The organism is Enterobacter sp. 04-C-12-SI-ECC (genome assembly GCF_047530715.1).
Lineage (GTDB): Bacteria > Pseudomonadota > Gammaproteobacteria > Enterobacterales > Enterobacteriaceae > Enterobacter > Enterobacter bugandensis.
This window is the reverse complement of record NZ_JBLKDI010000023.1, coordinates 37,551-54,164: the sequence shown is the minus strand read 5'-3', so window position 1 is coordinate 54,164 and position 16,614 is coordinate 37,551. Positions and strand designations below refer to the sequence as shown.

The following is a 16,614-nucleotide window of genomic DNA, read 5'->3' as shown; positions in this document are numbered from 1 at the left end:
TCCTCAGGACGTTTATTTCGCCAGCGTCAAACCCGCCAGACGCACGATGCCGTCCGGGTAAGGCTTAAAGCCCTGCACGCGCTTGTTCAGGCCAAAAATGCGCGGCTCGAAGTAGAGGTAGGCAATCGGCATATCGGTTTGCAGCTGCTTCACCACCTTGTCATACAGCGGCTGGCGTGCGGTCTGGTCGATGCTCTGGCGCGCCTGCGTCAGCCACTCATCGACCTGCGCGTTGCTGTAACGGCCATCGTTAAGCGTGCCGTTGCTGTGGATAAAGCCGTAGATGCTGCCGTCCGGATCCGGGCGACCCGACCAGCCGGAGAAGCTCAGCTGATAATCACCGCTCTGCTGGCGATCCAGCAGCGTGGCAAATTCGGTCATCTGCAGGTTCAGCGTGAAGCCGGCCTCGGCGACCATCGCCTGCAATACCTGACCCACCTGCTGCGAGGTTGGGTTGTTCGGCACCAGCAGGTTGACGGTCAGCGGCGTGGTGACGCCTGCCGCTTTGAGCAGCGCTTTGGCTTTATCAACGTCGCGCGGCGGAACCGGCAGATTCACGTGATACGGGCTCACCGTCGAAAACGCCTGGTTGGCTGGCGTATACAGCCCTTCAAAGACCACCTGGTTTAACGCATCACGGTCGATGGCCTGAGAAAACGCCTCGCGCACGCGGGCATCTTTGAACGGATCGTTCGCCGGGACCTTGCCGTTGTTAATATTGAAGGTGATCCCCTGATAGCCCAAGCCGGTGACCTTCGCCAGCGCCAGCTTGCTGTCGGCTTCGACGGTTTTGACGTCGCTGGCGGCGATGCCTTCGGTCAGATCCAGATCGCCCGCGCGCAGGTTCGCCAGACGCACGGAGGCATCCGGGATCGGCAGATAGATAATTTTGTCGAAGTGGTAGGCGCCTTTGTTCCAGTAGTTGTCGAAGCGGGTCAGAACGATGCGGTCCTGCGACACGCGGCTGTCGAACTTGTACGGGCCGGAACAGACCGGATGGGCGGCAAAGTCAGGCTTTTTCGCGGCCTCGGGTGCCATCATCGCGCCCGCGCGGTCGGTAAGCTGCATCAGCAGCGCGGCGTCCGGCGTTTTCAGGTGCAGCGCTATCTGCATCGGGCCGGTGACCTCTACCGATTCCACGGAGGAGATCTCGCTTTTCCGCAGGGAGCCTTTGAGGGTCAGGGCGCGGTCGAGGTTGTATTTCGCGGCGGCGGCATCGAATTTCTCTCCGTCATGGAAGGTCACGCCTTCGCGCAGATCCATGGTCAGCGTTTTGCCGTCGGCGCTCCAGGCCCACGATTTCGCGAGACCTGGCACGACCTTCAGATGCTCGTCGACGTCCACCAGCCTGTCGCACAGGGAGGCAAACACGAAGCGGCCATAGTAGGTGCGCGCCAGGTGCGGGTCGAGCATGTCCGGGTCTGCCCCCAGGCCGATTCGCAGCACGCTTTCAGAATGGGCGGGCAGCGCCGCGCCAAGCAACATAACACTTCCCAGTACGGTCAAAAGAGAATTACGCATTGTCATTATCATGAGTTCCTTGAAGGAAGGGAGGAGTGAGTGGCCGCGTGTTCAAACAGCGCGCGGCGGCGCAGAAAGGCTGCGGATGGCGGTGCGATCTGGATAACGCTGCGATCGCGGTTAATCTCCTGCCAGCGGTGGCAGGCAACCTGACGCCCGCCGTCGAGCACCTGATTAATCGGCTCGACCTGGCGGCATTCGTCAGTGACGTACGGGCAGCGGGTGTGGAAGCGACAGCCCGACGGCGGGTTCGCCGGGTTCGGCAGATCCCCCTGCAGCAGCGGCGCGTCGCGCTCAATACCCGGCTGCATCTGCGGCGCCGAGGCGATCAGCGCCTGGGTGTAAGGGTGCAGCGGTGCGTCAAAGATCTCGTCGACGGTGGCAAGCTCAACGATTTGCCCAAGGTACATCACCGCCACGCGGTCGCTCATGTGGCGGATCACCGCCAGACCGTGGGCGACGATCACCATCGTCAGCCCCAGCTGGTGCTTCAGGCTCTCCAGCAGATTAACCACCTGCGCCTGCACCGATACATCCAGCGCGGAAACCGGCTCGTCGCCCAGCAGCAGCTTTGGCCCCGAAGCCAGCGCGCGCGCAATGCCAATACGCTGGCGCTGCCCGCCGGAAAACTCGTGCGGATAGCGCCCGGCCCAGGCGGCAGGCAGGCCAACGGTCTTGAGCAGCTCCGCGACGCGGTACTGACGATCCGCTTTCTTCATGTTCTGGTGCAGCCACAGCGGCTCACCGACGATCTGCTCCACCGTCATGCGCGGGTTCAGCGAGGCAAAAGGATCCTGAAAAATAATCTGCAGCTCGCGCCGGAGCTGGTTCAGACGGGCGCCTGTGGCGTGGGTAATCTCCTCCCCCTGATAAAACACGCGTCCTTCGCTGGCGGCCAGCAGACGCAGCAGCAGACGGCCAAGGGTGGATTTCCCGGAGCCGGACTCGCCGACAATCGCCAGCGTTTCGCCCGGCATCACGGCAAGCGAAACGCGATCGACCGCCGTGACAAACCGGGCCGGGGAAAAGAGTTTTTTCGGACCAGGGAAAAGCTTGCTGAGGTCCCGGGCTTCAAGAATGGGCGTGGTCATGCGGTCTCTCCCAGGGCAATGTGGTGTTCAAGCGGCACGCGGAAGCAGGCGACCTGATGGCCCGCGCCGAGCGTGGTGAGCTGCGGTTTTTCATCATGACAGCGCGACTGCGCAAACGGGCAGCGCGTCGCGAAACGGCAGCCTTGCGGCATGGACTCCGGCAGCGGGACCGATCCGGGAATGGTGGAGAGCTGGCCTTTGCGTGCGCCCAGCGAAGGGATCGAGCCCATCAGGCCGATGGTGTACGGGTGCTGCGGGTCAGCGAATATTGCCTCAACGCTCCCCTGCTCCACCACCTGCCCGGCGTACATTACCGCCACCTGCTGGGCCACTTCAGCCACCACGCCTAAATCGTGGGTGATCATCAGCACCGCCGTGCCGGTTTCCTCTTTTAGGGTGTTCAGCAGGGTCAGGATTTGCGCCTGGATGGTGACGTCGAGCGCGGTGGTGGGTTCGTCGGCAATCAGCAGTTTAGGGTGGTTGATCAGGGCCATGGCAATCATCACGCGCTGGCGCATGCCGCCGGAAAGCTGGTGCGGATACGCCTTGAGGCGCATCTCCGCCGCCGGGATCTGTACCTTCTCAAGGATCTGCAGCGCGACCTTCATCGCCTCCGGGCGCGTAACGTTCTGGTGACGCATGACCGCTTCACTGAGCTGATCGCCTAACGTGAAGGCCGGATTGAGCGAGGTCATCGGCTCCTGGAAAATCATCGCCAACTCGCTCCCGCGCAGGTCGGCATACTCCCGCGGCGAAAGCTTGCGCAGGTCGTGGCGGCGAAACTGCATCTCGCCGCTGACAATCTGCGCGCTGGCGGGCAGTAACCCCATCAGCGCCAGTGAGGTGATACTTTTCCCGCAGCCGGACTCCCCCACCAGCGCCAGCGTTTCGCCCGCTTTGACCGTCAGGGAAATTCCGTCCAGGACGCTGACCGGCGAGCCGGAAAACTTAACGTTGAGATTATTCAGCCGGAGTACAGGCGTGGAGTCCTTAAACGGGATCGTCGTCATAGCGTGAAATCGTCCTCAAGGTGGATCGCCTGAATCAGGGCGTTTTGCAGGCTGAGCAGGTGTTCGCGCATGGCGGCCGCTGCTTCATTAGGCTGGCGATGGATAATCGCGGACATGATCTTGTGATGGTGGTCGTTGTAGCTGTCGACACGTTCGGGCGTGCGGGCTAATTCACGCAGATGCTGCCAGCCGGGTTCGCGCCGCACGGCGTCAATGGCGTCAAACAGGCCGAGCATCAGGCGATTGCCCGCCGCCTCGGCAATGGCGCGGTGAAAGGCGCTATCCCAGAGTTCATTGAGATCGCGGTCATCCGGGCTGACCTTGTCGATGCGTTCCAGCATGCGCTGCATGAGCGCGAGGTTTTCCCTGGTGGCACGCAGTGCCGCAAGCCGGGCTAAGCCGGGTTCGATCTGTATACGAGCTTCCATCACTTCCAGCAGATTGGTCTGCTGAACCAATCCCTGAAGGGCCAGCGGTTCAACAGGGGCAGCCGGACCAATAAAGGTGCCTTTGCCCTGTTTACGCCAGATCCGCCCTTCTTCTTCCAGCACGTCCAGCGCGCGACGCACTTCGCGTCGTCCTACGCCGAGTGTTTCCGACAGCTCACGTTCCGTGGGCAGCGGAGTGCCTGGTGTTGACTCATGCTGGTTGATTAGCCCGCGCAGTTGCTCAAGCGCGGTGCTGGAATTGGCCAGAAACCGTGACGGTTTTTCCATATTGGTTCGCTCACTATCATCGTTATTTTCTTTTTATGAACGATAAGTTATTGATATGGCGTGCTACTTATCGTGCTAATGATTAAGCAATAAACGAACCAATTTTTTAATGGTTCAAAAGAGATTTAAAAAAGCGGTAGTAAATGAAGGGGTTACAGCAACGTATTGTTACAGATGCAAGCGGCATCCTGAGACGATAAAGGCCAGAAAAGAACATGAAACGCACAAAAACAGTGCAAATATTGCACCGTAATAGTGCCATTGTTAATTTTTTGCACTATAGATGATAACAATAAGTTAACAAAAAGTAATAAATAAGGCGTGCTTACGCCTGAAAATGGCCCCCTTGCGAGGGCCGCGAAAGATTAAGGAACAGGCTGCCAAAGCGTCGCAGCCGCAGTCGGCACCCAGTCGGACTGAGACGTATGCCCCTGCACGCAGCGATACTGTGTGCCGTTATACGTGACAATTTCTCCAGTCTTATAGCGCGTACCGACTTTCCACTCGCCTTCCGGCTCAGGCGTCACAGACCCCTCTTTCGTCGTGGCTTTAAGCGGTGTACTGGCGAGAGACTGATGACCTTTGGCATTTTCGGCGATCACCTGGTAGCTGTAGGTTGTTCCCGCGCGCAGGCCGCTGTCGAAGATCTGCGTTCCGCTTACGGTGAGTAACTCCGCCCCATCGCGTAGTACGTGGTATTTCACCGCGTTGTCTACCGCATTCCATTTCACCGTCAGGCTGTTTTCCGTCGAAGAAACCAGGGCCAGGCCGCCTGGCGCGTCAGGACGTCCCTCTTCGACCTGTACGGTTTCTACCTTAACCACGTTGCTGCTTTCAGAGATATTGTTCGCTGCATCACGTGCTTTCACGCTGTAGTGGTACACCACACCGCCGGTCTCTACCGCATTATCGGTCCACTGGGTGTCCGTTGAAGACCCGACTTTGATGTCATTACGGTAGATGTCATATCCCACTACGCCACGGTCATCGGTGGAGGGCTGCCAGGCAAGGGTGATAGTCAAGCCATTGTTCAGCACCTTCAGTCCTGCTGGCGCAGTTGGCGCGACGGTATCCTGCGGGCGTTCAGGCGACATCAGGTCCGCGCGCTCTTTCATTTCATTGAAATAGTCAACCTGCTGCGGGATGGACAGTTGCTGATCGTTTGAACCCAACGTCCAGATAAAGAACCCACCATAGCCGTTTTCCGCCTGCCAGCCCGCACGGTTTACGTTGTTCTGTCGGTTCTCAACAAAGCGACCTTCTGGCCCCCACTGGGAGTTGATGGTCTGACCGAGAACGATTTTGCTCTTATCACCCACCGCCCGGGCGTAGTTAGCCATCGCCACGTCATACTTAAAGCGTGGGCCGGCGTCATAGGCCATGACGTTGAAGAAATCGAAAACGTTTTTCCCCTGCGTCAGCAGCGGCAGAACTTCGCCATGGTGTGAAGAGCGAGCCGTCTCAACGAAGGAACAATTCTCGGTTACCGCGCTGTTGGTGCAGTTCTCCGGGTCAGCACCAACGTGATAGGTGGTCAGGCTCAGCAGCTTTTTGCTGCCGGACGCATTGAGCTTGCTACGAACCCGTTCAGCCAGATCCAGCAGGTTTGCGTTTTCCTCTGGCGTGACGCGATCGGGCTTTTCAAAGTCAAAATCGATGCCGTCAAGCTGAACGGTACCCGCCTTCTGGTAGTTCGCCATATTACATTTGCCTTGCCAGTCGGCGCTCAGGCATTCGCCAACCATCTCTTCCGGCTTCAGGTTCTTTTTATATACCGGGAAGTTGGTATTCAGCAGATTCACCAGATTCTGCGCCAGCGTTTCTCGCGTTTGCGCGTTATTCAGATAAGACCACATCGCGGAATACGTCTCGCCGCCGAGCGCCAGCATCATTTTTTTCTCCGGGTGCGCCAGCTTCAGCTGACTCCACACGACATAGGCTGGCGCATTAATGTACCAGGGATCATATTGTGGTACTGCAACAATATTATCGGAACTGGACAGCTTACCGCTTGCATCCCAGCCACCAAATGAAAGCAGGAATGTATCCGCTTTCACCTCTTTCATATCCTCAACGGACTCGACCGGAACGCCCCAGGAGGTCAGATAGGTGACCGCTCGCGGTGCCTGCGCCGCGAAAGCCGACTGCGCCATTAGTGCGCTACCAATTAACAGAGATAATGTAAGTTTTTTCATCAAAGTTCCTTATTGCTTTGTGATGATAGTCCTGTGGATTACCTCGCAAATTGTCTTTTTTTTTAGCGCCGAGATCGTTGGGGATAATAGAGTGGTGAATCAGGAAACCCTCCGCGTTAAATAAGAAATATCTCTCGCATTTATAATAAATACTTCAACGACAGCGCGGGAGAATTCTCGCATCCTGTAAGACGCTTCTTTATTTAATTTTCCCATCTTCACCAATTAAAAAAGATGGCATACCTGTGTTCCCGCTCTTTTATCAGGGAAAATTCAGGAATTAATCACAACTATTATCCAACTAGGGACGCTCTCAATGAAATATGCAACAAACGTGATGCGAAAACAGGGTGGTTTTACCCTGCTTGAACTGCTGGTCGTGCTGATGATTATTGCGCTGCTGGCAGGATTTGTCGGGCCAAAAGTCTTCTCAAATGTCGACTCGGCTAAGGAGAAAACCGCCATGCGCCAGATGCGCTCGCTTGCTGAGGCTCTAGGGCAATATCGCCTCGACACCGGCAGTTATCCAAGTGAAACACAAGGTCTGAAAGCGCTGACTGAAAAGCCTTCCAACGCGCAAAACTGGAATGGCCCTTATCTTAGCCAGCATGTGCCGTTAGACCCGTGGGGCAATCCGTACCAGTGGCATAACCCCGCCCGGACAAAAGACGCCATTAATGAAGTCGAAATTACCTCCGGCGGTAAAGACGGTAAGCCTGTCACTTACGGGTTCTGAATATGCTGCGCCTGTCCATATATTCGCTGTTTATCTTCAGCGTATTTTCCTGCCGGGCCGATTGCTGGCAGTTGGCGGGAGAACGTTACGGCATTGAGCCAGAGCTATTACAGGCGATAGCGATAGTGGAATCCAACGGTAATACCCGGGCCATCAACAAAAATCGTGATGGCTCAATGGATGTCGGTCTGATGCAGATCAATAGCATTCACTTCGATGCGCTGCGTAAATTTCGTATTAGTCAAAAAGATCTGCTAACCGACCCTTGCCAAAGTGTCATGACCGGCGCCTGGATCCTGGCAGGTCAAATCCAGCGCTTTGGTTATACCTGGGACGCGGTGGGGGCGTATAACGCCGGAACGGCAAATACCCCCCAGCGCCGCGCGCTTCGTCAACAATACATAAAAAAAGTGGCTCCGCATTATGCCCGCCTTAAAAGGCAGAGCCATACACTGTCGCCAAAATGAAACCATATACCGTCACCATCCTCCAGGGGGGGAAACGCGTCAATCAGACCGTACTTGCCGCGTCGCCTGATGATGCCAGCGCCCGCATTATTGCCGGCGGCGGCATCGTTTTGCAGGTACAGGAACGCCCCGCCCGCAAGGAGAAACGCTTTCCACTGAATCTGTTCTTGCAGGAGCTTATCGCTCTGCTGGAAGCCGGGCTGGTCGTGGTCGAGGCCGTCGAAGCGCTGCGCGAAAGCAGCCGCGATGGTGGCACCTCGCTGGTTCTGGATACGCTGGTTAAAAAGCTCTACGAAGGAGCGCAACTCTCCCAGGCGATGATGGCGCTACCAGCACTGTTTCCGCCTCTGCTGATTAACACCGTTGCCTCTTCTGAGCAAACCGGACACTTACCCGAAGCGCTAAAGCGTTTTCAGTTTTACGAATCAAGAATGGAAATTCTGCGCAAGCGGATTAAATCAACCCTGCTCTATCCGACGATTGTCATTGCCGCCGGCGGGATAATTCTGTTCTTTCTGCTCGGCTTTATTATTCCACGTTTTTCCGTGGTGTTTGACGGGATGAAGAACCCGTCCGCCAGCGCACAGCTTATCCTCTGGTGGGGACGCCTGACGCAAACCCATGGCTCGCTGCTGCTGGCCGGTTGCGCGGCAGCGGTCGCAGGCATCGTGATGGCGGTGCGCAGCCCGCGCCTGCGCCAGCGTGCGCTCGGTTTGTTGCTGCGCATTCCCGCCTTACGCCAGCAGCATCAGCTTTCTGTGCTGGTGCGTTTTTACCGCACGCTGGGCCTGCTGCTGCAGGGCGGCCTTCCCGCGCCAGATGCGCTAATGCTGAGCCGGGAGATCCTGCCCGCCACGCATCGTCAGCAGGTTGAACAGGTTATCCGCGACGTCGCCGCCGGCGAGTCGCTCTCCCGCATGCTGGAAGCCCAGCAGATGACGACTCCTGTCGCCAGCCGCCTGCTGCAGGTCGGCGAACGCAGCGGCGAACTGCCTGCCATGTGCGAGCGGATCGCCGCTTTTTATGATGAATCGCTGGAACGCGCGATTGAAACCTTTAGCAAAATTTTTGAACCGATTCTGATGATGGTCGTTGGCGGTATCGTTGGGCTCGTCGTGTTTTTACTGTACATGCCCATTTTTGAACTGGCAGGAGGATTGCAATAATGTCTCACTCACCGTCTGTAGAACCCCTTTTCGACCTGCCAGACGAGCAGCGCTGTCAGGCGCTGGCGGAACTGCTGGACAGTTTCCCCGGCGCGTTAGAAGAAGCCGCCGGTTCCCTGGGGCTCACGCCGCTCTCACCCACACAGCTCGCCGACAGCGAAGAGGATTTCGAAGCCGTGCCGCTGACCGAATCGCTCAGCCAGCGAGCATTGCCGCTGCGCGTTAACGGTCAGCTCCACGTTGCGCTGGGCGATCCGTTTTCACTGGCGCTGCGCCAGTGGGCTTATAACGTGAATGCGCTCCCCGCGCTCGCCCCGCTCTCTCAGCTTAATGCCCGCCTTGATGAACTGGCAAAACAGCAGCGCACGCTCGATCAGCTGGAGCAGCAGCAGAGTGAAGAGAATAAAGAGGCCCGGTGGCTGGAGATCACCCCAGCAGCCATCGCCAGTGAACCCCATGCCGTCATTAAGCTGGTTAACGCCACGCTGTTTGATGCCCTGCAGAGCCGCGCCAGCGATATTCATCTTTGCGCCGTCGCAGATGGGTTGATGGTGAAGTACCGCATTGATGGCGTCCTGCACAGCATTCGCCACTGCGCCGGACTGCAGCAGGCGGAGCAGGTGATCTCCCGTCTCAAGGTATTAAGCTGCATGGACATTTCCGAACGACGCACGCCACAGGACGGGCGCTTTAAGGCGTTGATTCTCCAGCGTCCCGTCGATTTTCGCGTGTCCATCATGCCGGGCGTCTATGGCGAGGATGCCGTACTGCGCGTGCTGGATAAATCTCACGATCAAAACCTGCGCCTGGAGACGCTCGGCTTTGATGAACACACGCTGGGCGCGATTCGCCAGTTAACCCATCTGCCCCACGGTATGGTGCTCGTCACCGGGCCAACGGGGAGCGGGAAATCCACCACCCTCTATTCAGCACTCAGCGAACTCAACAGCGGTGAATGCAAAATTATCACCATTGAAGATCCCGTGGAGTACCAGCTCAACAGCGTGCTGCAAATTCCGGTCAACGATAAAAAAGGGCTCACCTTCGCCCGCGGCCTGCGCGCCATTTTGCGTCACGACCCGGACATCATTCTGGTGGGTGAGATCCGCGACGGTGAAACCGCCGGCATTGCCGTGCAGGCGGCGCTCACCGGCCACGTGGTGCTCTCCTCGGTTCACGCCAATGACGTCTTTAGCGTACTGGAACGTTTTTTATATATGCAGGTGGAGCCCGCCAGCCTGATCACCGCCCTTAACGGCGTCGTGGCGCAGCGGCTGGTGCGCCAGATTTGCCCGGACTGTATTGATGACACCACGCCCACAGATGACCTTCTCGCGGCGTGGCAATCCGGACCGCTGCAGGAGCTCACGCCCCGCTGGCGTCGAGGGCGAGGCTGCGATACCTGCCGCGACAGCGGTTTTCGCGGCAGGCTGGCGCTGGCGGAAGTGCTGCATTTCAGCGATGCGATGAAAGAGGCAATGCTGGCGCGATCGCCCCGGCGCAGGCTAAAGGAAGTGGCGCTGAATGACGGTTTTGTTCCGCTCTCGACCATCGCGCTGCGCGCCGTGGTCGAAGGCAAAACCACCTGGGAGGAGGTAAACCGTGTTATCACTCACTAACACCTGGCAGTGCGACATCTGGCCTCATGCCGTGCGGTTGCGCCGCAACAACGTGGTTCTCGCCACCCATGAACGCCGGCCAGATGAGCCTCTTGACGCCGCGCTCGAAACGCTGCTGCGCCTGCGCCCTTCCGTCTTACCGTGGCGTGACGCGGTGGAGTTTCACCTCGATACCGACGATCTGACGTTTTTAATTCAGCCCTGGCATGACGGCGTGACCACACCGCAGGAACTGCTCCAGCTCGCCCGACAGCAGGCAGTTCTTCGCGCGAGTCCGCCCGTCGACTGGCAGGTGCGCTTCGAGACCCTTAACTGGCAGCAGTCAGCGCTGGCCGCGTGCCTGAAGCAACCTTGCTGGCACCTGCTTGTCGCGCTGGCGCGTCGGGAGCGGCTGCGTTTTCGCGGTGTTGTCACGCCGTTTCAAAAGCTGTTTAGCCACTTCGCCGCCGCACTGCCGGAAAACGGCCTGTTTGTGGCGATGAGCCCCCACCATAGCCGGATTGCCAGCCGTCAGCACCACAGCTGGCGCGACGTCTGGACACTCACCCTGCCACAGCAGGAGATGGACGCCCAGCTGCGGGTTATCGCCCGGCTAAGCGGAATGCAGGACTGTCCTGGCTACGTCATTCATACCGACGGTGAGCATCACCAGGAAGTCGCGCTACAGGAGAGTCCTCATGACGCCGCTGTTTACGCGTAGTTCCCCGTGGGCCGTACGCACGCTGCTGTTAACCGGACTCCTCTGTTTACCGCTCACCGGTGCCGTGATGTATGGCCTGTTTGAGCACCAGCGCCTTGAGCTGGAGACATCGCAGGTACAGCAGCAGCTCGCCCAACGGCAGCAGGTGCTGCGCAAGCTGCGTGAAGCGGAGCAGCGCCGGTTGCGCCAGGCTCAGCAACTGCAGGCCGTCCCGCCGGCCATCAAGCTGCTGGACAACATCGGCAGCGTACTGACGCCTGATATTGCGCTCCTGAGCATTGACGTCATTGCCAGTAAAGGCGATGCGCGGCTTACGGTGAATGCAGGCAATCTTGACGCCCTGCTCGCCTTTAGCGAGCGGCTACAGCAGTTGCCGGCGCATGTGGTGCTTGAGAACCATCGCCAGTCGGCGCAGGGCGATCCTGCCTGGCCGATTAACGCGGTACTCGACGTCAAGGTGACGACGGAGGCGCACCATGCGGCTTCAGAATAAACCCGCCGTGCTGCGCTGGCAGGCGGCGTTATTTGCCGGGCGCATCGGAACGGTTCCGCTCGTGCTCGCCGGGCTGCCCGCAGGACTGCTGCTGTTATGGCTTGGCGGCGTGCGGCCGCACACCATCCATTTGCAGGAGAACCTTGCCCGGATCCAGGCGCAGCTACAAACCGCGCTGCCGCTGGATAAACAGCAGCCGGAACTGCAAAGCCGCATCAGCCTCGGAGAATATCAGCAGGTCAGGCTCATTTTTGAGCAGTTCAGGAGCCGAGGAATGAAGGTCGACGCCAGCCGCTATCAGCTGGAAAACGACGACGGCAAAACCGCGCTACGGCTGGATATTCCGCTGCGCGGTGAATATCTGCCGCTGATGGACGCCCTGGAAACGCTAAGCCGCACTTTGCCGTTACGCATTGAGCAGCTAAGCCTGCGGCGCGCCGGGCCATCGGAAAGCCAGCTCAGCGCCACCGTGCAGCTTCGCCTGTTGAAGGAGTCGCCATGAAACTGCCGCGCTATTTACAGCTGGCGCTGGTGCTGACCGCCGGTGCTGTTTTCTGGAGCCAGTTTGCCGATGACGAGATATCGCAAGCGCCGCTTGAGGCGCAGCCGGTCTCACGCCCGCGCCCCGCGCCAGCAAAGCCGGAGACGGCTCACGCAACGCGCATCGATCTCTTTTCAACGCCACATAGCAGGGCGCAAGACGCAGCAGAAAAGCCGCCGGAAAACGATCGGCCTGAAGAGGCGACACCAACCGCACCGCCGCTACCGCTTCAGCTCCTCGGTGCCTGGTGGGAAAACCGTCAGAGGATCGTTGTGCTGACGGATGGCAAAGAGACCTGGCCGGTCTGCGAGCGCTGCAGGGCGGACGGCAGGATCTGGATCGGCAGTTCGCCGGTCAACAACTGGATTTTAAAAGCGGTGGCGAACGACCACCTCCTGTTTGAATGGCAACCCACCCATAGCCAGCAGCGGCTGGAACTGGATGAGCTGCAATCGGAACCGACACATTAATCATGAAAAAAACTATTGCTCTCACTTTTTTGTTGTCATGCGCGCTACTGAGCGGCTGTGCACAACGTGCGGCGCCTCCGGTCCGGGAATCAGTGACCGCCTCGCCGCAGGTGCTGGTTAAGCGGCTTAAGGAGATAGACCAACAGCGCATCGCCAGCCCACAGGATATTGCGCTTCGCGCCGAGCAGGCTGACATCAGCAAAAAGCTGGTCAATGACTATCTGAAAAACGCCGATCTCGCGGTGCGTCAGAACAATTACACCCTGGCGACGCAAATGTGGCGCGATGCGCTTACCTATGAGCCCGGTAACCTGCGCGCCCTGCAGGGCTTACGCAAACTCGATGCCCGTAGAGCGCTGGACGCATTGTATAAGGAGGCGGTGGCTAACAGCACCCGCGACCCGGCACGCGCGCTGCACAAAATCCAGCAGGTGCTGGAAGAAGATCCCAACTGGCCCCAGGCGCGCGCGCTGCGCGATCACCTGATGCGTGAGGTGTCGCGGATCAACCAGCCGGAGCAGCGTCTGAACCGGGAACTGCAAAAAACGATAGCGCTTAATTTTCGCGAGCACAGCCTGATGGCCATCTTTAACACCATCAGCCAGATGACCGGGGTCAATATCATCTTTGACAAAGATATTTCCTCCAGCACTACCGGCAGCCTGATAGCCAAACGCACCACTGCGGAAGATGCTATCAACGTGCTGCTGTTGTCGAATAACCTGCGGAAGAAGGTGCTGAACAGCAATACGTTGCTGATCTACCCCGCCACCGCGCAAAAAGAGAAGATCTACCGCGACGTGGTCGTCAAAACCATCTTCCTGGGTTATGCGAAAGCAAAAGAGGTCAACGTCGCCCTGCGCAATATGGTCAAGCTGAAGGATGTGCACGTTGATGAGCGAACCAACTCCGTCACCCTGCGCGGGCCAAAAGAGAACGTGGAAAAAGCGGAGCGCCTGTTAGTGACGCTCGACCGGCCTGAAGCGGAGGTCACGCTGGCCGTTGAAGTGCTGGAAGTAAATACCAACGATCTCGAAGCGCTTGGCGTGAAGCTACCGCAAACCATCAGTGCGGGTTTTGCGAAAAGTAAAGAAGGTGATTTAAAGGGAAGCGGGATCCCGCTGGGCGACCTGAGCGCCAAAAATATCATGGTCGATATCGACAATATGACCATTGACATGAAAAAGGTGTTAAGCAACGCCAGAGTGCTGGCCAACCCGCGGATCCGGGTGAAAAACAATAAAAAAGCGCTGGTTGATATTGGTCAAACGATCCCGGTACTGACCACAACCGTCAATGACGGGATTTCGCAACAGAAAGTGGATTATCAGGACGTCGGCCTGAAGCTGGAAGTCACTCCGGAAGTCAGTATGGATGACAATATCTCAATGGAGGTGAAGTTCACGCTCAGTGCCCTGGGCGCCGAAGAACCCGGTGAGAACGGAGCAAAGTATTACCGCACCACGAAACGCGAAGCCAATACCACGCTCAGCAGTATGAACGGCGAGACCCAGATGCTGGCAGGGCTGATCAAGCAGGATGAAACCACGACCCAAAAAGGAACACCGTTATTAAGCGACATCCCGGGGCTGGGCCGCCTGTTTAGCAGCAATTCCGACAACAAAGAGCGCACGGAGGTGGTGCTGTTAATTACGCCGACCATTGAGCGCAACCTCGATTTACCGGGAAGCCACGTCAGTACCATTGAGATGGGCAGCGACGATTTAACGGGCGACAGCATTCAACTGCGCGACCTGCAGCACGACGAGCCGGGCAGCGGGTTTACCGCACCGGCGCTTGCGCCGCCGGCCCATTTCCCTGACCGGGCGGCCACGCTGCCGCCACCGATCCTCGATGAGTCAGAGACGGAAAACGGAGCATCGTAATGCAACGCCAGCGCGGTTTTACCTTGATTGAGATGATCGTCACGCTGGCGCTACTCGCCACGCTTGCCGCTGCCGCTGCGCCGCTGATGCGTAACTACCATCAGCGGCAGCAGGAGACGCAGCTACGTGAGTCGCTGCGCACGCTACGCGATGCCATTGACCGTTATCACCAGGCAAGCGTGGACGGCATCATTGAGAAAAAAACCAGCGAATCGGGATATCCGCCGACACTAAAAAGCCTGGTGGAAGGCGTCCGGGATAAGACATCGCCCACTGGCGCGATGATCTACTTCCTGCGCCATATACCGCGCGATCCAATGTGCGATTGCGAGGGAAAAAATGATGAAGAGACCTGGCGGTTACGCGCATCCACGCAGCCACCCGGCGATTTCAGCGGCGGAGGGAAAGACGTGTTTGATGTCAGTAGTACCAGTACGGCCAGCGGTCTGAATGGAGTGCCCTATGCGCAATGGTGAAAAAGGTTTTACGCTCATCGAGCTGCTGGTGGTGATGGCGATCATCGCGACATTGATGACCCTGGTCGCTCCACGTTTTTTCCAGCACGCGGACAGAGCCAAAGAGGTGGTGCGCGAGCATAACCTGCATGCGCTGCGCAGCGCGATCGATCACTACCGCCGCGATCGCCTGGCGGGGCCATACAGCCTGGAGGATCTGATCGAGGCCGGTTATCTGCGCCAGATGCCGCTGGATCCCATCACCAACCGCCGCGATATCTGGGAGGCGAAGACCGATGACGAAGGGCAAATTATTGACGTCGAGACGCCACCTAAACCCGGTCAGGATCATCGCGATGCGTTCGATTAAACAACAGGGAGGTTTTACCTACCTGCTGCTGCTGATTGCGCTCTCCACGCTGGCGTTGTCGCTGCTGAAAAGCCGCGATGAGGTGCAGATGCGTTATCAGGCGCAACAGGAGGCTGAGCTTTTATTTCGCGGGGATCAAATCCGCGCGGCGATACAGGCCTACCGCGGCAACGGTGATGGCTGTTTTCCCGTGCGTTTCGAACAGCTGCTTATTGATAAACGCGGGCGAAAACCGCTTTATCACCTGCGCCAGCACTACGCCGACCCGCTAACCGGGAGTAAAAACTGGGGGATGATCCTCGATCCTCAGGGGCGCTGGATTGGCGTGCGCAGTCTCGGAAAAGGTACGCCACGGAAAAAAGTCGGCTTTCGTCACGATCCAAAACAGTTTGCCAAAGCGAAAACGTATTACGACTGGAAATTTCAGGTAGAGAGCGATCCGCAGGCCCCGCTGCCTGCGGCCTGTGGTCGCTAATGCAACGGCTGTCTTTGTCATGAAAAAACCCTCTTTGAGAAAAATAAAAACAACAAGTTTACGCAACAGTGACCATATCTTAATGCGTCAGGCCGTAAAACATACCACCAGATAAAATCATCGTTTATTTATTTTTAACTCATAGATACAGAGAAGATTCTTATTAATCAGAAGACCAGCACCGTCTTATTTTATTCTGAGGAATGAATATACTGCCTTGCCACTATTCAGGCAGGAATAGTAGGCTTAATAGCCCTCTCATATATTTTACCCTGATGAGCGAGACATAAGATGGAACCATCAATTAAACAGACTCATGAAAAAATTCGGGTTTGCGTGCGAACAAACTCTTTTTTATTCGAAAAAGGGCTTGAAGAAATAGCACGATTTTATTTTATCGCCAGAGATAAAATACTGTGCATTATCGATGCTGACACGTTTGGCACGAAGACGCATCTGGTGAAGTATCTGGAGTTCATCAGAAGAATTAAACCCGACATGCTTGTTTTGATCACGGGTCATCACACCCGAAGCGAGCAGCACGCATGGTATGTAAAAGCAAATGAATCCCTGTCGGGCTGGTGCGAAACCATTGATGCCATGAACTTTATGCGACCCAATCTCGACAGCGTTATCGATTTTTACAGAAGACAACATGATTGAAAATCTTTTGCAAACGGAGGACTAGACGTGAAGTTAAGTT

General features: G+C 57.3%; 18 protein-coding genes. 13 read left to right on the top strand and 5 right to left on the bottom strand.

Annotation, left to right across the window (positions count from 1 at the left end; all coding sequences use genetic code 11):
• Nucleotides 1-12: 12 nt before the first annotated feature.
• The 5 genes from ACMWL8_RS21925 to ACMWL8_RS21905 form a co-directional block, all read right to left on the bottom strand.
• Nucleotides 13-1,527, bottom strand: coding sequence for an ABC transporter substrate-binding protein (locus tag ACMWL8_RS21925; RefSeq protein WP_200891416.1), 1,515 nt, complete (start codon nt 1,525-1,527; stop codon nt 13-15).
• Between the two features lie 2 nt (nt 1,528-1,529).
• Complete coding sequence (locus ACMWL8_RS21920; RefSeq protein ID WP_045259782.1) at nt 1,530-2,612, bottom strand: ABC transporter ATP-binding protein; 1,083 nt, start codon at nt 2,610-2,612, stop codon at nt 1,530-1,532.
• A complete protein-coding gene (locus ACMWL8_RS21915) occupies nt 2,609-3,622 on the bottom strand; it encodes an ABC transporter ATP-binding protein (RefSeq protein WP_045259781.1) in 1,014 nt (337 codons plus the stop codon). The genes ACMWL8_RS21920 and ACMWL8_RS21915 overlap by 4 nt, the downstream gene beginning before the upstream one ends.
• Nucleotides 3,619-4,338: a FadR/GntR family transcriptional regulator gene (locus ACMWL8_RS21910; RefSeq protein ID WP_028012064.1), complete on the bottom strand. Its 720-nt coding sequence runs from the start codon at nt 4,336-4,338 to the stop codon at nt 3,619-3,621. Before ACMWL8_RS21910 ends, ACMWL8_RS21915 begins: the two co-directional genes overlap by 4 nt.
• 365 nt (nt 4,339-4,703) lie before the next feature.
• Entirely contained in the window at nt 4,704-6,533 is a 1,830-nt protein-coding gene (locus tag ACMWL8_RS21905; RefSeq protein ID WP_045259780.1) for a glycosyl hydrolase family 18 protein, read from the bottom strand.
• A gap of 316 nt (nt 6,534-6,849) precedes the next feature.
• Between ACMWL8_RS21905 and gspG the strand changes: the two genes are divergently transcribed.
• The 13 genes from gspG to ACMWL8_RS21840 all read left to right on the top strand — a co-directional run bounded on the left by gspG (nt 6,850) and on the right by ACMWL8_RS21840 (nt 16,574).
• On the top strand, nt 6,850-7,269 hold the full coding sequence (gene gspG, locus ACMWL8_RS21900) for a type II secretion system major pseudopilin GspG (RefSeq protein WP_045259779.1): 420 nt from the start codon (nt 6,850-6,852) through the stop codon (nt 7,267-7,269).
• 2 nt (nt 7,270-7,271) lie between these two features.
• The gene (locus ACMWL8_RS21895; protein WP_032644836.1) at nt 7,272-7,736 is read left to right on the top strand and encodes a lytic transglycosylase domain-containing protein; all 465 of its coding nucleotides are present in this window, start codon (nt 7,272-7,274) and stop codon (nt 7,734-7,736) included.
• Entirely contained in the window at nt 7,733-8,902 is a 1,170-nt protein-coding gene (locus ACMWL8_RS21890; RefSeq protein ID WP_045259778.1) for a type II secretion system F family protein, read from the top strand. The genes ACMWL8_RS21895 and ACMWL8_RS21890 overlap by 4 nt, the downstream gene beginning before the upstream one ends.
• On the top strand, nt 8,902-10,521 hold the full coding sequence (locus tag ACMWL8_RS21885; protein WP_052682935.1) for a GspE/PulE family protein: 1,620 nt from the start codon (nt 8,902-8,904) through the stop codon (nt 10,519-10,521). The genes ACMWL8_RS21890 and ACMWL8_RS21885 overlap by 1 nt, the downstream gene beginning before the upstream one ends.
• Nucleotides 10,505-11,221 carry a hypothetical protein gene (locus tag ACMWL8_RS21880; RefSeq protein WP_045259777.1) on the top strand — a complete coding sequence of 239 codons (717 nt, stop codon included), beginning with the start codon at nt 10,505-10,507 and terminating at the stop codon, nt 11,219-11,221. Before ACMWL8_RS21885 ends, ACMWL8_RS21880 begins: the two co-directional genes overlap by 17 nt.
• Complete coding sequence (locus ACMWL8_RS21875; RefSeq protein WP_045259776.1) at nt 11,199-11,714, top strand: hypothetical protein; 516 nt, start codon at nt 11,199-11,201, stop codon at nt 11,712-11,714. Before ACMWL8_RS21880 ends, ACMWL8_RS21875 begins: the two co-directional genes overlap by 23 nt.
• On the top strand, nt 11,698-12,216 hold the full coding sequence (locus ACMWL8_RS21870; protein WP_028012056.1) for a hypothetical protein: 519 nt from the start codon (nt 11,698-11,700) through the stop codon (nt 12,214-12,216). The genes ACMWL8_RS21875 and ACMWL8_RS21870 overlap by 17 nt, the downstream gene beginning before the upstream one ends.
• Nucleotides 12,213-12,725, top strand: a complete 513-nt coding sequence (locus ACMWL8_RS21865; RefSeq protein WP_028012055.1) for a hypothetical protein — start codon at nt 12,213-12,215, stop codon at nt 12,723-12,725. The genes ACMWL8_RS21870 and ACMWL8_RS21865 overlap by 4 nt, the downstream gene beginning before the upstream one ends.
• A gap of 92 nt (nt 12,726-12,817) precedes the next feature.
• Entirely contained in the window at nt 12,818-14,611 is a 1,794-nt protein-coding gene (locus ACMWL8_RS21860; RefSeq protein ID WP_223824739.1) for a secretin N-terminal domain-containing protein, read from the top strand.
• Complete coding sequence (locus tag ACMWL8_RS21855; RefSeq protein WP_028012053.1) at nt 14,611-15,087, top strand: type II secretion system protein; 477 nt, start codon at nt 14,611-14,613, stop codon at nt 15,085-15,087. Before ACMWL8_RS21860 ends, ACMWL8_RS21855 begins: the two co-directional genes overlap by 1 nt.
• Entirely contained in the window at nt 15,074-15,436 is a 363-nt protein-coding gene (locus tag ACMWL8_RS21850) for a type II secretion system protein (protein WP_080339181.1), read from the top strand. Before ACMWL8_RS21855 ends, ACMWL8_RS21850 begins: the two co-directional genes overlap by 14 nt.
• Nucleotides 15,423-15,911, top strand: coding sequence for a type II secretion system protein (locus ACMWL8_RS21845; protein WP_045259774.1), 489 nt, complete (start codon nt 15,423-15,425; stop codon nt 15,909-15,911). The genes ACMWL8_RS21850 and ACMWL8_RS21845 overlap by 14 nt, the downstream gene beginning before the upstream one ends.
• 291 nt (nt 15,912-16,202) lie before the next feature.
• On the top strand, nt 16,203-16,574 hold the full coding sequence (locus ACMWL8_RS21840) for a hypothetical protein (RefSeq protein WP_041911158.1): 372 nt from the start codon (nt 16,203-16,205) through the stop codon (nt 16,572-16,574).
• The last annotated feature ends 40 nt before the right edge of the window (nt 16,575-16,614 follow it).

Excerpts from the sequence above, each read along its gene's own strand:
- ACMWL8_RS21925 (WP_200891416.1), bottom strand. The coding sequence starts at position 1,527 with ATGACAATGCGTAATTCTCTTTTGACCGTACTGGGAAGTGTTATGTTG.
- ACMWL8_RS21920 (WP_045259782.1), bottom strand. The coding sequence starts at position 2,612 with ATGACCACGCCCATTCTTGAAGCCCGGGACCTCAGCAAGCTTTTCCCT.
- ACMWL8_RS21915 (WP_045259781.1), bottom strand. The coding sequence starts at position 3,622 with ATGACGACGATCCCGTTTAAGGACTCCACGCCTGTACTCCGGCTGAAT.
- ACMWL8_RS21910 (WP_028012064.1), bottom strand. The coding sequence starts at position 4,338 with ATGGAAAAACCGTCACGGTTTCTGGCCAATTCCAGCACCGCGCTTGAG.
- ACMWL8_RS21905 (WP_045259780.1), bottom strand. The coding sequence starts at position 6,533 with ATGAAAAAACTTACATTATCTCTGTTAATTGGTAGCGCACTAATGGCG.
- gspG (WP_045259779.1), top strand. The coding sequence starts at position 6,850 with ATGAAATATGCAACAAACGTGATGCGAAAACAGGGTGGTTTTACCCTG.
- ACMWL8_RS21895 (WP_032644836.1), top strand. The coding sequence starts at position 7,272 with ATGCTGCGCCTGTCCATATATTCGCTGTTTATCTTCAGCGTATTTTCC.
- ACMWL8_RS21890 (WP_045259778.1), top strand. The coding sequence starts at position 7,733 with ATGAAACCATATACCGTCACCATCCTCCAGGGGGGGAAACGCGTCAAT.
- ACMWL8_RS21885 (WP_052682935.1), top strand. The coding sequence starts at position 8,902 with ATGTCTCACTCACCGTCTGTAGAACCCCTTTTCGACCTGCCAGACGAG.
- ACMWL8_RS21875 (WP_045259776.1), top strand. The coding sequence starts at position 11,199 with ATGACGCCGCTGTTTACGCGTAGTTCCCCGTGGGCCGTACGCACGCTG.
- ACMWL8_RS21870 (WP_028012056.1), top strand. The coding sequence starts at position 11,698 with ATGCGGCTTCAGAATAAACCCGCCGTGCTGCGCTGGCAGGCGGCGTTA.
- ACMWL8_RS21865 (WP_028012055.1), top strand. The coding sequence starts at position 12,213 with ATGAAACTGCCGCGCTATTTACAGCTGGCGCTGGTGCTGACCGCCGGT.
- ACMWL8_RS21855 (WP_028012053.1), top strand. The coding sequence starts at position 14,611 with ATGCAACGCCAGCGCGGTTTTACCTTGATTGAGATGATCGTCACGCTG.
- ACMWL8_RS21850 (WP_080339181.1), top strand. The coding sequence starts at position 15,074 with ATGCGCAATGGTGAAAAAGGTTTTACGCTCATCGAGCTGCTGGTGGTG.
- ACMWL8_RS21845 (WP_045259774.1), top strand. The coding sequence starts at position 15,423 with ATGCGTTCGATTAAACAACAGGGAGGTTTTACCTACCTGCTGCTGCTG.
- ACMWL8_RS21840 (WP_041911158.1), top strand. The coding sequence starts at position 16,203 with ATGGAACCATCAATTAAACAGACTCATGAAAAAATTCGGGTTTGCGTG.